Raw genomic sequence first — 14,575 nt, forward strand, 5'->3', positions numbered from 1 at the left:
GCCAGAGGTTCAAACGCCGGCGATGATGCCGCCGCCTTCGGAGAGTAAGCGTTTAAGGCAAATACCACTGTACGAAATTATCGTAATTTCCGCGCGGCTCGGCTACGTCGCCCCTTCGTCGGGAATATTCAGGACCACACCACACGCCTTGCAGTGCACGGCATCGCTGTCGTGGCGCTGCAGGCCGCAGGAGGGGCAGGGAAAACGCACCTTGCTCGGGGACAGCAGCGCGCGGGCGAGATTGAAGAACAGCGTCACGCCGAAGATCATGATCACGACCGTAATCATGCGGCCGACCGTTCCGCGCAGGGTGATGTCGCCAAAGCCGGTCGTCGTCAGCGCCGTGACGGTGAAATACAGCGCGTCGGCATAATTCGTGATCTGCTCGTTACGAAACTTCTGGGTCTCGTAGACGATCGCGGTCATCACGAAGATGAAGACCGCAAGATTGGTGACGGCAAAGATCACTTCCTCGTTGCGCCGGAAAAACGTGCTGTCGCCGCGCAACCGGGTCAGCATCTGAACCTCGCGCAGCAGCCGCAAGGTGCGCAGGATGCGCAGAAAGCCGCCCGCTTCTCCCGCCAGCGGGGCCAGGAATGAGGCGATCGCGATCAGATCGGTCCAGGTCGAAATGCGGGTAAATGCCCGCAACCGGCGCCGGTTGATAAACAGGCGCGCCGCGAAGTCGGCCAGGATCACCGCGCCGAACAGGACGTCGAGCGTTTCGACGATCTCGCTTGGGGGCAGGAACGACGTTACGACGATGAACAGCACCGTGACGATGTCGAACGCCAGCAGGGCGTAGCGAAAACGGACGCCGAGCGGCGTGTCGCTTTCGTAAAGCTGCCGGATATTGCTTTTCAGCGCGCCGAGGTTCATGGCGGCATGTTCACAGGTTTACCCGCATCATGGCAAGCCATGCAGGGCGCCGCGCCGAGGCATCACGCGGTGGCCGCCCGGGCGCGCATTTCGTCGCTGGGCCTGACGTCCTGCGAGCGGCTGTAGATCGCAACGGCCGACATCAGCACCACGGTGAGCACGCCGAACAAGGCGCGGTAGGCGGTCTCGGAGCGGGTGCCATCGGCGAGAGGCTCGAACCCGCCGACGATGATGCCCGACAATGTCTGCATGCAGGCGACGCCCAGCATCACGGCGGTGTTGATGGTCGCAATGCCGCGCCCGATCAGCCGGTCCGGGAAGATGCCGCGGCCGTGGGTCATTACCATGGTGCTGGAGGCGCTGAAGAAACCGATGGCGACGATGGCGCCGACGGGCACCCAGACGGGCGGGCGGGACGCGAGCGCCAGCGTCGCAAGCATGGATATGGTCACCATGGTGCCGCCGATGGCGATCCATTTGCGGGTGTCGAGCACGCGGTCCAAGGGGCCGAAGGCGACGATGCCAAGCTGGTAGGTGATCACGGCGGCCAGCAGTACGTTGCCGGCCTCGATCGGGCTCATGCCATACACCTCGCGCAGGAACGAACCGCCCCACAGACCCTGAACGGTGAAGGTGCAGGCATAGTTGCAGAAATTCATCGCCAGGATCGGCCTCAGGCGCGGATTGCCCAGCACCTCGATCAGGCCCTGCAGCATCTGGCGTGGCGGCTCCGGGGTGCGGTCGAGAAACGGGTGGCCGGCCGGCGCGTCGCGCACCACCAGCCACACGGCGATGGTGGCGAGTGCGATGAAGACGACGACGACGCCGAACACGGCGCGCCAGCCGACGGCCTGCGAGGCCCATGCCAGCGGCGTGGTGGCGAAGAGATTGCCGAGCAGTCCGATCGACAGCACCATGGCGGTGAGCGTGGAAAAACGATCCGGTGGAAACCAGCGCGAGATCACCACCATGCTGCCGATCAGCATGACGCCGAAGCCGGCGCCCATCAGAACGCGGCCGGTGAGCAGCACCGGCCAGGTCGGCGCCAGCGTGAAGATCGCAGCGCCTGTCGTGGCGAGGATCAGCATGCAAGCCACGGTGCGCCGGGGTCCGAAATGGTCGAACAGAAGGCCGCAGGGGATCTGCATCGCGGCGAAGCCGAAAAAGAACGCGCCTGTCAGCGCGCCCAAGGCTTCCGGTCCGATGGCGAGGTCGCGCATCAGGTCGAGGCCGATGGTGACGTTGGCGGCGCGGAAAAAATGGCTGGCGACATAGGCCGTGGCCAAGGTCGCGACGATGATCAGGCCCCGGCGGTGGGCAAAAGGGCGCCGCAACGCGGAGCTCATCGACTGGGGGGTATCCCTCTTGTTGTTTGTTGCCTGGCAGGCGTTTCCAATCACCGAGCCTATGCGGCCTTGGCAGGCAGTTCAAGGTTGGGTCTGACGGTTGGCCGTTTTCCAGGGGCTGCGCGAGGCGATGAATCGAACCTCTCTGCTGCAGTGCATGATTCCCTTTGCAGGCCAATCGAGCATTCGATGAAGAATGTTGCGGCGCGCCGGGCTTGCGGTGAAACAAGGCCACCCATAAGAACGTGGATCGACATCGCTGGACGGAGGCAATCTGGTGGTTAAGCTCTCACATCGTCGCAATGTCATGAATGCCGTGATCACCTTTGCATCTGCCGTCGCCTTCGCAGGCCCGCTGGTGGCAAGCGCGGTCGTGCATGCCGCTGAGTTTCCAGCGCGCAGCATCACGCTCATTGTCCCCTACCCGGCCGGCGGCGGCGTCGACGCCATGGCGCGCGTGGTGGCGCAAAAACTGTCCGATGCGTTCCGCCAGACCGTGACCGTCGACAACCGCGGCGGCGGCGGAGGAACCATCGGCACCCGCGCCGTGGCGCGCGCCGCGCCTGATGGCTACACGCTGCTGCTGGGCCACACCGGCACCCTCTCGATCAACCCCAGCCTCTACACCAAGCTCGGCATGGACCCACGCAAGGATTTTGCGCCGATCGGTCTCGTCGCATCGATGCCGGTGGCCCTGCTCGCGCATCCGTCGTTTTCCGCCAAGACGGTTGCTGATGTGATAGCGCTCGCCAAGAAGGAGCCGGGCAAACTCAATATCGGCACGTCGCCGGTCGGCACCGGCGGCTACATGTGCGCGGAACTGTTCAAGGCCGAAGCCGGTATCGATGCCGCTATCATTCCCTACAAGGGCACGGCGCCCGTGATGAACGACCTGCTCGGCGGCCATGTGCCTGTCGCGTTCGGCGTGCTGCCGCCGGCGCTCGGCAATATCGCGGCCGGCCAGTTGCGCGCCATCGCCGTCACCAGCAAGCAGCGGTTCTCGCTGTTGCCTGACGTGCCGACTTTCGACGAATCTGGCATGCCCGGCTTCGAAGCCGTGCTGCATTACGGGCTGCTGGCGCCGTCAGGCACGCCGCCGGAGATCGTCGAAATCCTCAGCGCCGAGCTGCGCAAACTCGGCAGCGATCCGGAGGTGCAAAAACGCATCCGGATCGAAGGCGGCGATCCCCTGGCCTCGACACCTGCCGAATACGCCGACGACATCGACAAGGAAGAGAAGAAGTGGAGCAAGCTCGTGCATCAGCTCGGGCTGAAGGTGGATTAGCGCCGGCTACTGCTCCCTCGCCCCGCGCTTGCGGGGAGAGGGTCGGGGTGAGGGGCTCTCTCCGCGAACGCTGATGCAAATTGATAGACCTGTACCCCCTCACCCGGATCGCAAGTGCGATCCGACCTCTCCCCGCAAGCGGGGCGAGGTGAAGCCGATCGCACATCAAATATTCGGATTCCACATCACCGGAATCTCCCGGTAGCCGCTGCCGTGTTTCTCGACATGCGCGAGCGACGGGAACGGGTAATGAAAACCCTGCACCCGTATCCTGTCGGCCGCCAGCATGTCGTAAACCTTGCGGCGGGTCGCTTCCGCCATCGCCGGGTCCTGATCGTAAAAGACGTGCCAGTCGGGATGCCGGACGAACAGGAACGGGACGTGGGTGACATCGGATTGCACGTAGACGGAATCCGAACCCGAGGCGATCACGAACGAGCTATGGCCGGGCGAGTGCCCAGGCGTACCCTGCGCGGTGACGCCGGGAATCACTTCCTTGCCCCCCTCATAGGTTCTTACACGCTTCAGAGCCTCCGGCGTGAACACCCGCCGCACATTCTTGAAGACGCCCTCGATACGGCCTTTGGGGGCGCGACTCATTTCGCCGTCATCCATCCAGTACTGGTGCTCCCTGGCGGGCACGAGGATCTCGGCGTTCGGATAGGTCAGTGAATTGTCGTCCATCAGGAGGCCGTTCATGTGGTCGCCGTGATAGTGCGAGATGATCACGACATCGACGGCATTGCGGTCGATGCCCGCGGCGGCGAGATTGGTCACGAACTGGCCGGCGGTGCCGTTGCTCTTCTTGTAATTGCTCTCGCCGGTGCCGGTATCGATGATCGCCAGCTTCGATCCGGTGTTGATGGCGATCGGGTTGTACGGCGTGGTCATCATGTCCTTTTCCATGAAGACCTCGGCGAGCGCGGCGTTCACCGCATCCTTCTTGATGTTGGTGACGTGATCCTCCGCCATCTTGAAGCGGTTGACGCCGTCGGTGGCCACGGTCACCTCGATGCTGCCGATCTTGTAGCGGTACCAGCCGGCGGTCTGCTTGCCCGCTGGCGGCGTCGCGGCGCGAACTGGCTGACTGAACGGCAGGCTCGTGGCCGCTGCCGCGCCTGCGGCAGCCGACAACAGATCGCGGCGCGTGAAAGCCGTCATAGGCGTCTCCCCTCAATTATTTATCCCGGGATTTGGCTCCCGCATTGGCGTGAATACTCCTGATTTTTGGGACCTTCCGCAAGCCGAAGCCAGACCGAATCTTCGGAGCCGGCCGGTGCGGGAGCTACCCGGCCCACATTTTCTCACCCGCCCCCCGCCTGTCACCTGGGGAACAGCGCGCCGGCGCGGCAGCAGGCATTGTCCTCCTCACCGGACAGCGGACGCGATGGTCGCGCCGCCCGGCGCAAAGGGAGATACTGCGATGAATACCAGGATCAGGAATGCCGATACCCTCGACACGCGCGCGCTTGCCGACCACGAACTCGAAGCCGTCACCGGCGGCAAGGCCACCTATTACCAAATGGGAGGCCATTGGTACATTGTCGGTCACAACAAGTACGGCCAGTCGACCGGCGCGGTCCGCGTGACTTGATGGACTCTGCCGGAGCTGCAAAGCAAACCGGCAATGCAAAGGGCGGCCGCAAGGTCGCCCTTTCTTCGTTTCGGATCGCTGCGACGGATCGCACGATCTCAGTCGTTGGCGCCGTGGATGGAGGCAACGACCGCGGCCGTGACCTCGTCGGTCCTGGCCTTGCCGCCGAGGTCCGGCGTGTGAAAGCGGGGATCGGCCGTGACACGCTCGATCGCCTGCATCAACCGCGTCGCGGCTGCCGGCTCGCCGAGGTGCTCCAGCATCATCACCGATGACCAGAACGTCCCGACGGGATTGGCGATGCCTTTGCCGATGATGTCGAAGGCCGAGCCATGTATAGGCTCGAACATCGAGGGATAGGTCCGCTCCGGATTGAGGTTGGCGGTCGGCGCGATGCCGAGTGAGCCGGCGAGCGCGGCAGCGAGATCCGACAGCACGTCGGCGTGCAAATTGGTGGCCACCACGGTATCGATGGTCTCCGGCTTCATGACCATGCGCATGGTCATCGCATCGACCAGCATCTTGTCCCAGGTCACGTCCTTGAACTCGGCCGCGATCTCGGTCGCGATCTCGTCCCACATCACCATGGCATGGCGCTGGGCGTTGGACTTGGTCACGACGGTGAGCAGCTTGCGCGGCCGCGACCGCGCGAGCTTGAAGGCGAAGCGCATGATGCGCTCGACCCCGGGACGGGTCAGGATCGAGACGTCGGTTGCGACTTCGAGCGGCAAGCCCTTGTGGACGCGGCCACCGACGCCGGCATATTCGCCTTCCGAGTTTTCGCGGACGATCACCCAGTCGAGCTCCTTGCCGTGGACGTTGCGCAGCGGGCTGGTGATGCCGGGCAGGATCCGCGTCGGACGGACGTTGGCGTATTGATCGAAAGGCTGGCAGATGGCGAGCCGCAGACCCCACAGCGTGATGTGATCAGGCACGTCAGGCGCGCCGGCCGAGCCGAACAGGATCGCGTCGTGGTTCCTGATCTGGTCGCGGCCATCCTCCGGCATCATGATGCCGTGCTTCTTGTAGTATTCAGACCCCCAGTCAAAATGATCGACCTTGAATTTGAAGTTGCCGTCGCGCTGGGCCAGCGCGTGCAGCACCTCGACACCCGCGGCAATGACTTCGGTGCCGATCCCGTCGCCCGGGATGGCGGCTATGGCGTACGTCTTCATCGATTGGTCTCCGGATTGCGAATGTCGTTGTTCAGCCATGGGTGACCGGCCGCTTGCGACGGCGGGTTCAATTTCGAGCTCAGTTTCCCTTGGCGCCTGCTGCCTTGATCACGGCGCCCCAGCGCGGCACTTCGGCTGTTAGATGCGCCTTGAGCGCCGCCGGCGTCGCCAGCTCCGCCTGGACCGGCTCGGTGCCGAGATTGGCAAACCGCTCGATCACCTTGGGGTCCTTCAGCGCGGCCTGAAGGGCTGTGACCAGCTTGTCGGTCACCTCTTTCGGCAATCCCTTCGGGGCCCACATCGCATGCCAGGCCGAGACCTCAAATCCCTTGACGGCGCCGCCGTCGAGCGTCGGCAGGTCAGGCAATGACGAGACTTTGGCTTTGGTCGTGACGGCAAAGCCCTTGATCTTGCCTTCCTTGATCTGGTTGGTGGTGTTGGTGGTCTGGTCGCACATCACGTCGAACTGGCCGCTGAGCAGGTCGTTCATGGCCGGCCCGGTGCCGCGATACGGAATCCCGTTCATCTGCACGCCGAGCTCCTTCATCAGCATCAGCATGCAAAGATGAGAGGCGGAACCGATGCCGGCATGTCCGTAGACGGCCTTGTCGCCGCTTGCGCGAATCCACGCCACGTACTCGGTCACATTGTTGGCAGCAAGTGTCGGCTTCGACACCAGGGTCATCGGCACGTCGGTGATGCGGCCGAGGTGATCGAAATCGTCGACGACATCATATTTGAGGGAGTCGTAGAGCGCGGGTGCGGTGGCATGCGCGATGTGCCAGATCGCGAGCGTGTAGCCGTCGGCGGCCGACTTCGACACGCGCGCCATGCCGAGCGTGCCACCGGCGCCGCCGACATTTTCGACCAGGATGGTCTGGCCGAGGCTTCGGCCCATCGATTCCGCGATCAGGCGGGCCACGGTGTCGGTCGGCCCTCCGGCCGCCGCCGGAACGATGATGGTGACCGGTTTTGTCGGAAAGGCGGTCTGCGCGAAGGCCGTGGGTGACGCCCATAGCGACGCGGCCGCGAGGGCGCCGGAAAGGATCGTACGACGATTGAACCGCATTGGGTCGCTCCCTGCAGAATTCGTTGATTGGCTGATTTCAGCGCTTCCGGACACGCTACGGCTAAAGGCCACGCGCCTTCAATCGGCATACGATTATACAAATATTTGATATAATCTGCCGGAGGAGGACGAAATATGGAACTGCACCAGCTTCGCTGCTTCGTGGCGGCGGCCGAGGAGCTGCATTTCGGGCGCGCGGCCCAACGGCTGGAAATGCTACCCTCCGCGCTCGGCCGTTACATCCGCCTGCTCGAAGACGATCTCGGCACCCGCCTGATGACGCGAACGACGCGCAGCGTGACGCTGACCGATGATGGCGTCGTCCTGCTCAAGGAGGCCCGCAATCTGCTGGCGCAGGCGGACAATCTGGCGGTCAAATTCCAGGCGCGGGGCCGCAAGCAGGGCGCGATCATCCGCGTCGGCGCGATCGACAGCGCAGCGGCGGGACTGCTGCCGATGCTGCTTTCCGACTTTCGCGAACAGAGACCGGATGTCACGGTGAAATTGACGGAAGACAAGACGATCCGGCTGTTGCCGGCGCTGCTCTCCGGCCGGCTCGACATCGCCCTGGTGCGCCCTCCGGAAAAGCCCGACAAGCGGCTCGAATTTCTGTTTCTCCTGCACGAGACGGCCGTCGTCGCGGTGCCGGATCATCATCGCCTCGCGTCGAGAAAACGGGTGACCGTCGCCGATCTTGCCGAACAGCCGCTGATCGTACCCGAGCGCCGGTCGCGCCCGCATAGCCACGATCTGACCATGAAACTGTTTGCTCAGGCTGGACTGCAGGCGCGAATCATCCAAATTGCCAATGAAAAGCAGACCATCGTGAACCTCGTCGCGGCCGAACTCGGCGTTGCCATCGTGCCACGATGGACATCGCGAATGGCGGCGCGTGGCGTTCAGTTTGTTCCGCTCGCGGGGTCAGACATGAACCGCTTGCCGCTCGCAGCCGCCTGGACCCGCGGCGCGCGCGATCTCATCAGGGACGAAATGCTGGAGATCCTCAAAGCTTCGCTTAAGCGCTATGCAAAGGACGCGTGAAGTCAGGACGGGTCACGGAACGAATCGTGGGCTGAGTGATCTGGATCACAAACAAGCCGGGTCGGAGAAGGCAATGTCCCGTTCGTCGCAGCGTCGTGCTGCGCATAATAAGGGAAGACAGCCATGACCGATTTCACTCCCGTCAAAGCCGAAGCGTTGACTTCCGATGAACTCGATCGCGTTGCCGGTGGCATCATCATCGTGAGCGGATTGCAGCGCCAGTTTACCTCCAGGCTGGACTGGGTCGCGCTCAATCCGCAGCCGCTGCCGCCGAAGGTTTTCTTCTCATTCGGCCGCTGATCGCGGCCGTTGCCTCCGGCATTGCGAACTCGCGTGGCTAGTTCGTATTGAGCCGGAACCGCAGCGTCCTGGTGCCGATGAACGATATCGCATCGCCCTGCCGCTTCCAAGTCGCGGCATCGGTCAGTGCGGCAATCAGTTCATCGTCAGCCTGGGCGCGATTGGGCGGACAATTGCGGTTCTCCATCGCGCCGGCGACGAAGATCACGGTGTTGCCCGCCACCGAAAACTGCCCCTTGCCGCCCTTGCACCAGAGTTCGAGCACCACTTCGCCGGCGTCGCCAATCTCGAGATTCGGTATCCGCTTGGAGCCAGGCTGAGGCGGGACATCCATGGTCATTTCCATTCCGAACGGAAAGCCGTTGTCGGCCTGGGCTTGACCGGCATTGGGGACGGAAACCAGCAGCACCGAGGCAACGCCTGCGAGCTTCACCATGCGCGCGAATGAAACCATACAACCTCTCTCGAAAAATCCTCAACCCCGATATCGCGCCGTTCTATTGAACAAGTATGTCATTGGCTAGAGCCGTCCGGTTCAGACCGGCTTCTTGTCCTGCCTCAGCCAATGCGCAAAAATGCCGCACCGACGAAAAAATCCCCGCGGGCTGCGCCGCGGGAATTTCATTGATCGATCTGGGCCTTGCTTCGCAATCCGCTCAGTCGAATTTTGCCTGCGCCGTCTTTCCATCAGGACCGGTCAGTTGAACGACACCTTTTGGCTGAACCGGCAATGCGACGCTGGCGGTGCCGGAAAGCAGCGCGCTCCCGGCAGGCTGCAGCAGGATTCGCTGGGATTTGCCGCCGACAACGAGGATGGCAATCGCCTTGAAGCCGGTTGCCGGGATCGATTTCTGGTTCTCGTCGCTGACGAACAGTTCGAGCCTGTCGGATTTCGAAACCAGTTCGACGTGATACGAACCGGCATGGGCGACCCACCCGCCATTCGTTCCCTTCTCGTCGTGCGCCGAGGCGCAAGTCGACCAGGCCAACATGGCCGCAACCATCAGAAATTTCGCATTCACCGTCATTCTCCGCATGTTGATGTCAAAAAGCTTCGGCGGCTGAATTTGCCGGGGCCGTTCCCGCCTTGCCGTCGGCACCTCGCCGCAGCCGCTCCAGAGGAGCTTCGCCATAGCGAAGGAAGAGAACGGGCGTCAGCAGCGTGTCGAGCAGGGTCGCGCTGAGGAGACCGCCGAAAATCGTCACGGCCACCGGATGGAGAATTTCCTTGCCGGGATTTGCCGCATCGATCAGCAGCGGCACCAGCGCCACGCCGGCCGCCATCGCCGTCATCAAGACCGGCGTCAGCCGCTCGACGCTGCCGCGAACCACGAGGTCGTGGCCGAACGGCATTCCTTCTTTCAGCGCCAGGTTGATGTAGTGGCTGATTTTCAGGATGCCGTTGCGAACCGCAATACCGGTCAGCGTGACAAATCCGACCATCGACGCAACCGAGAGCGGTTGGCCCGCCAGCCAAAGCGCCGCGACCGACCCGATCAGCGCCAGCGGGACGTTGCCCATGATGATGAAGGCGAGCACGGTCGAGCGGTAGCGGCTGTAGAGAATGGCAAACACCAGCAACAGCGACAGCAGCGAGAGTACGCCGATGGTCCGGCTTGCTTCCTCCTGAGCCTGGAACGTTCCCTCCAGCCGAACGTAGAAGCCTTCGGGAAGCCTGGTCGACGCGGTCACCTTCCGGATCGCCTCGATGATGTCGGTCATGTCGGCCGTCCCGTCGGCGTTCGCCAGCACCACCACACGACGGCGACCGTTCTCGCGCAAGATCTGGTTGGGGCCTTCGGTCTCCTTGACGTCGGCGATCTGCCGGGCGGGGATCCATCCGGCCGGCGTTTCGATCAAGAGGTCGCCCAGGGTTTGCGTGGTGCGAAGCCGATCCGGCAGCCGCATCGTGACGTCGAACCGGCGATAGCCGTCCACCACCCGTGAAATAACGCGGCCGTTCGAGAGCCGGCTGAGCTGCTGGATCACGGCGGCCGGCTGCACGCCATAGAGCGCGGCACGGCCATAATCGACGCGGATTTCCAGCTGCGGAATCAGCACCTGCTTTTCGACCTGCAGGTCGGTGAGACCCGGAATCTCCGCCAGCTTGCCGCGCAACATGTCAGCGGTCGCGCGCAGGCTGTTCAGATCGTCGCCGAACACTTTCAGCGCAATTTCGGCCCGAACGCCCGAAAGCAGATGGTCGAGCCGGTGCGAAATCGGCTGGCCTACGTTGATCGCAGCGGGAAGCACGGCGAGCCGGGCCCGGATATCCGCGACGATTTCGGTCTTTGGCCGTTTCGTTGGCTTGAGATTGACCTCGAGGTCCGACGAATGGACGCCTTCGGCATGCTCGTCGAGCTCCGCCCGCCCGGTTCGCCGGCCAACGGTCTTGACCTCGGGCACTTCAAGGATGAGGCGCTCGGCAATCAACCCGACGCGATGGGATTCGGCGAGCGAGATTCCCGGATTGAAGAGCATGTTGATCGTGAAGGTGCCCTCGTTGAAGGGCGGCAGGAATGCGCGGGGAAGATAGAATGCGGAAGCCGCCGCGATGACGACCGCCGCGAGTGCGGCAGCCATCAAGGCGCGCTGATGGTGGAAAACCCGTTCCAGCAAGGCCGCATTGGCGCGCTTGAGCATCGCAACCAGCGCGCTGTCGCCATGATCGAGGCGCTTGAGATGCGGAAGCATGTGATACGCCATCACCGGGGTCAGGGTGATGGAGACCGCAAGGCTGGCGAGAATCGAGATGATGTAGGCCTGGCCCAGCGGCGCAAACAGCCGGCCTTCTATACCCGACAGCGCGAACAGCGGCACGAACACCAGAACGATGATCGCGGTCGCATAGACGATGCCGGAGCGCACTTCCTGGGATGCCGATACGACGACGTCGAACGCCGGGCGGGGATGCTCCAAAGCGCGATTTTCGCGCAAGCGCCGGAAGATGTTTTCGACGTCGACGACGGCGTCATCGACCAGTTCGCCGATGGCGATGGCGATGCCGCCAAGGGTCATCGTGTTGATCGACAGGCCGGCAAAATAGAACACGACCGCGGTCGTCAGGATCGACACCGGGATCGCAGCCAGCGAGATCGCCGTCGTCCGCCAGTTCATCAGGAACAGAAACAGCACGATGGCGACGACCGCGCCGGCCTCAAGCAGGACACGCTCGACATTGCCGATCGAGGTTTCGATGAAATTGGCCTGCCGGAAGATGATCTGGTCGGCCTTCATGCCTGTTGGCAGCGAGGCCGTGATTTCCTTCAGGGCCTGTTCGATCTCGCGCGTGAGCCGGATGGTATCGACGTTCGGCTGCTTCTCGACCGAGACGACCACGGCGGGCTTGCCCATATAGCCGGCGTCGCCGCGCTTGACCTTGGGTGCGAACTCGACGGTGGCGACCTGCTTGAGATAGACCGGCCCGCCATTGACCTGCGCCACCACCACGTTGCGAAGGTCGTCCAGATTGGTGGTCCGCCCGATGTTGCGGATCAGATATTCGCGGGCATGCTGATCGGTAAATCCGCCGCCGGTATTAACGCCGAACTGATTGAGGGCGAGCTCGACCTGCTCGTAGGTGACGCCAAGGCTGCGCAACGCCGGCGGATTGGGCGCGATCCGGTATTGCCGGACCTCGCCCCCCATCGGAATCACCTGCGCGACACCGGGGATCGTGAGCAGCCGCGGCCGCACCACGAAGTCGGCGGTCTCGCGGACTTCCATCGCCGAGGCCCGGTCGCTGGTCACCGCGACCAGCAGCACCTGGCCCATGATTGAGTTGATCGGTCCCAATTGCGGAACGGTATTGGGCGGCAACTGGGTCCGGATCAGATTGAGGCGCTCGCCGATCTGCTGCCGGTTACGATAGATATCGGTACCCCAGTCGAATTCGACATAGACGATCGAAAGGCCGATTCCGGAAACCGAGCGGACCCGCGTCACGCCGGGAACACCGTTCATCTGGGTCTCGATCGGAAAGCTGACGAGCTGTTCTACCTCGGGCGGCGCGAGCCCGTCCGACTCGGTCATGATCGTGACCGTCGGCTTGTTCAGGTCGGGAAACACGTCCACCGGCAGCCGGCCGGCGCTGAAGATGCCGAGCAACACCAGGGCCAGCGCGGCCGCCATGACCAGCAGGCTGTTGCGCAGCGACTGTGTGACGAGAAAGCGAAACATCTGCCCTGCTCCTCAGCGCACTTGGTCAAGGAGTTCGGCGCCCTGCACGACAAGACGCTTGCCTCCGGCGAGGCCGGTGGCAATGAACACGCGGTCGCCGTCGAGGGGTTCCACCCGTACCGGGCGCTGTTCGAAGCGCTCGGGCGCGACGTGCTCGTAAACCACCTCTTGGCCGTTGGCGTTGCGCACCAGACTGGCCCGCGGCACCGCAAGGCCGACCTTTTCCTCATTGGTGGTGGCCAGGACCGTGACGAACTGCCCGGCGCGAAGGCCGGAATGGTCGCCCTGAATCGCGAACTGGACCGGAATGGATTGGTTGCGGTCCGCAAAGCCGGAGCCCTGATAGACCAGCGTGAAGATGCGATCGGTCCCGAGGTTGGCGGTCGCGCTGCGAACGCCCACCAGCGGGTCGAAGCTGCGGGCTTCAACCCACAGACGGGTCGGATCGATGATGTGGAAGATCACGGCATTTGACTGGGCGATTTGTCCGGCTACCGGCGTGCCCTCGGCAATCACACCGTCGACCGGAGCCACCAGCGCTTCGGGCTCACGGCGCGCCCGGTCGAGCGATCCGCGTCGGTCTTTCAGTCCCTGCAGCTCCGACCTTGTGTCTTCGAGCTGGGAGCGGGCAATGGCGCCGCTCGGCACCAGCGTTTCATAGCGGGCGAGCCGGCGCTCCACGATGGAAATCTGCTGGTCGAGTTCGCCCTGGCGCTGGCGCATATCCGACACGTCGATGGCCTGCAGCGGCGGGTCGACATAAGCGAGCACGTCGCCTTTCTTGACCGGCGTCCCCAGCCTCGGAAAACCGCCCGGAGGCGCCGAAAGGCGGCCGCCCACCGAAGCCTGCACGAAGCCGCTGGCGTTCGGATCGGGAATGATCCGGCCCGGCAGCTCGATGGCGCGCGGGTGCGCGCGGGATTCGGTCATCACGGTACGAAGGGCGAGAATGTGTTGCGTGCTCTTGGGTACGAACACGCCTCCGTCAGGCAGGCGCTGCGCGAGGTCGCGAACCGACTGCATCGCTGCTGCCGGAGCTGTGTGATCGTGGCCGTCATGGGAACGGGATGGGTTGTTGGACAGGACGAACGCGCCGGCGACGAGGAGAAGCATCGCCGCCGCCCTGCGACGCCGCCGGATCAGCGCCATGACGCCGATGCCGGCAGCAAGCCCGGCCAGGATGGCGATGAACAGCGCCGGGCCGTCATGATTGAAGTGATAGCCGACCTCACCCGCGATGGCGGAGGTCGAGAACCACGAAGTCGGTCCGGCCTTGGCCCCCGGAGCATCCGGAATCACCAGCCGGGCGGGCAACACATCGACATTGCCGTCTTTCGCGACCGTGAAGATCAGGTCGTAGGCGCCCGGCTTGCCGGACCAGGGCGCGTCGAGACGATAGGGCTCGCCCGGCCTGGCTTCGGCCTTCTGCGGCCCGGCGGGCGTTTCGATTTCGATTTCGGCGCCATCCACCGGCTCGTTGGTTGCGAACCGGTCGAGATAGATGACGAGCACGCCTTCGCGCGCAATCGCAACCAGTTCATGCGCGTCCGAGTCGCTCTCGGCACGCGGCGCGAGACTGGCGCTCGGCGCCGGAACAGGCGCGCCATGATCGTGGCCTTCGTGCGCCAGCACCGGGCCTGCCATGAGCAGGAATGACATAGCCGCCACGCACCGCGCGGCACGGAACAAAAAGGACATCTGAATAAC

General features: G+C 63.6%; 13 protein-coding genes. 4 read left to right on the plus strand and 9 right to left on the minus strand.

Features of this window, described 5'->3' with window-relative positions:
* Positions 1-102 precede the first annotated feature (102 nt).
* Complete coding sequence (locus JQ597_RS03735; RefSeq protein ID WP_212262886.1) at positions 103-879, minus strand: potassium channel family protein; 777 nt, start codon at positions 877-879, stop codon at positions 103-105.
* A gap of 62 nt (positions 880-941) precedes the next feature.
* Positions 942-2,225 carry an MFS transporter gene (locus JQ597_RS03740; RefSeq protein WP_212262887.1) on the minus strand — a complete coding sequence of 428 codons (1,284 nt, stop codon included), beginning with the start codon at positions 2,223-2,225 and terminating at the stop codon, positions 942-944.
* A 277-nt stretch (positions 2,226-2,502) separates the two neighbouring features.
* Between JQ597_RS03740 and JQ597_RS03745 the strand changes: the two genes are divergently transcribed.
* The gene (locus JQ597_RS03745; RefSeq protein ID WP_212262888.1) at positions 2,503-3,510 is read left to right on the plus strand and encodes a Bug family tripartite tricarboxylate transporter substrate binding protein; all 1,008 of its coding nucleotides are present in this window, start codon (positions 2,503-2,505) and stop codon (positions 3,508-3,510) included.
* Between the two features lie 165 nt (positions 3,511-3,675).
* Here the strand turns inward: JQ597_RS03745 and JQ597_RS03750 are convergent, their stop codons facing one another.
* Entirely contained in the window at positions 3,676-4,671 is a 996-nt protein-coding gene (locus JQ597_RS03750; RefSeq protein WP_212262889.1) for an MBL fold metallo-hydrolase, read from the minus strand.
* Between the two features lie 262 nt (positions 4,672-4,933).
* On the opposite strand from JQ597_RS03750, the gene JQ597_RS03755 reads away from it, so the two are divergent.
* Positions 4,934-5,104 (plus strand): hypothetical protein, encoded by a 171-nt coding sequence (locus tag JQ597_RS03755; protein ID WP_212262890.1) that lies wholly within the window; start codon positions 4,934-4,936, stop codon positions 5,102-5,104.
* A 98-nt stretch (positions 5,105-5,202) separates the two neighbouring features.
* On the opposite strand, the gene JQ597_RS03760 is transcribed toward JQ597_RS03755, so the two are convergent.
* Both JQ597_RS03760 and JQ597_RS03765 read right to left on the minus strand, forming a co-directional pair.
* The gene (locus tag JQ597_RS03760) at positions 5,203-6,279 is read right to left on the minus strand and encodes a tartrate dehydrogenase (protein WP_212262891.1); all 1,077 of its coding nucleotides are present in this window, start codon (positions 6,277-6,279) and stop codon (positions 5,203-5,205) included.
* Positions 6,280-6,358: 79 nt separating this feature from the next.
* Positions 6,359-7,348: a tripartite tricarboxylate transporter substrate-binding protein gene (locus tag JQ597_RS03765; protein WP_212262892.1), complete on the minus strand. Its 990-nt coding sequence runs from the start codon at positions 7,346-7,348 to the stop codon at positions 6,359-6,361.
* 135 nt (positions 7,349-7,483) lie between these two features.
* Between JQ597_RS03765 and JQ597_RS03770 the strand changes: the two genes are divergently transcribed.
* Both JQ597_RS03770 and JQ597_RS03775 read left to right on the plus strand, forming a co-directional pair.
* Positions 7,484-8,389 carry a LysR family transcriptional regulator gene (locus tag JQ597_RS03770; protein WP_212262893.1) on the plus strand — a complete coding sequence of 302 codons (906 nt, stop codon included), beginning with the start codon at positions 7,484-7,486 and terminating at the stop codon, positions 8,387-8,389.
* A 123-nt stretch (positions 8,390-8,512) separates the two neighbouring features.
* On the plus strand, positions 8,513-8,689 hold the full coding sequence (locus JQ597_RS03775) for a hypothetical protein (RefSeq protein ID WP_212262894.1): 177 nt from the start codon (positions 8,513-8,515) through the stop codon (positions 8,687-8,689).
* Positions 8,690-8,726: 37 nt separating this feature from the next.
* Here the strand turns inward: JQ597_RS03775 and JQ597_RS03780 are convergent, their stop codons facing one another.
* The 4 genes from JQ597_RS03780 to JQ597_RS03795 all read right to left on the minus strand — a co-directional run bounded on the left by JQ597_RS03780 (position 8,727) and on the right by JQ597_RS03795 (position 14,566).
* Positions 8,727-9,143 (minus strand): META domain-containing protein, encoded by a 417-nt coding sequence (locus tag JQ597_RS03780; protein WP_212262895.1) that lies wholly within the window; start codon positions 9,141-9,143, stop codon positions 8,727-8,729.
* A 202-nt stretch (positions 9,144-9,345) separates the two neighbouring features.
* Complete coding sequence (locus tag JQ597_RS03785; protein WP_502754225.1) at positions 9,346-9,711, minus strand: hypothetical protein; 366 nt, start codon at positions 9,709-9,711, stop codon at positions 9,346-9,348.
* A 22-nt stretch (positions 9,712-9,733) separates the two neighbouring features.
* Positions 9,734-12,868, minus strand: coding sequence for an efflux RND transporter permease subunit (locus JQ597_RS03790; protein ID WP_212262896.1), 3,135 nt, complete (start codon positions 12,866-12,868; stop codon positions 9,734-9,736).
* Between the two features lie 12 nt (positions 12,869-12,880).
* Positions 12,881-14,566: an efflux RND transporter periplasmic adaptor subunit gene (locus tag JQ597_RS03795; protein ID WP_212262897.1), complete on the minus strand. Its 1,686-nt coding sequence runs from the start codon at positions 14,564-14,566 to the stop codon at positions 12,881-12,883.
* Positions 14,567-14,575 lie beyond the last annotated feature (9 nt).

Origin of the sequence: Bradyrhizobium sp. AUGA SZCCT0177 (assembly GCF_018130125.1) — a bacterium.
In the GTDB taxonomy this organism is placed as follows: Bacteria; Pseudomonadota; Alphaproteobacteria; order Rhizobiales; family Xanthobacteraceae; genus Bradyrhizobium.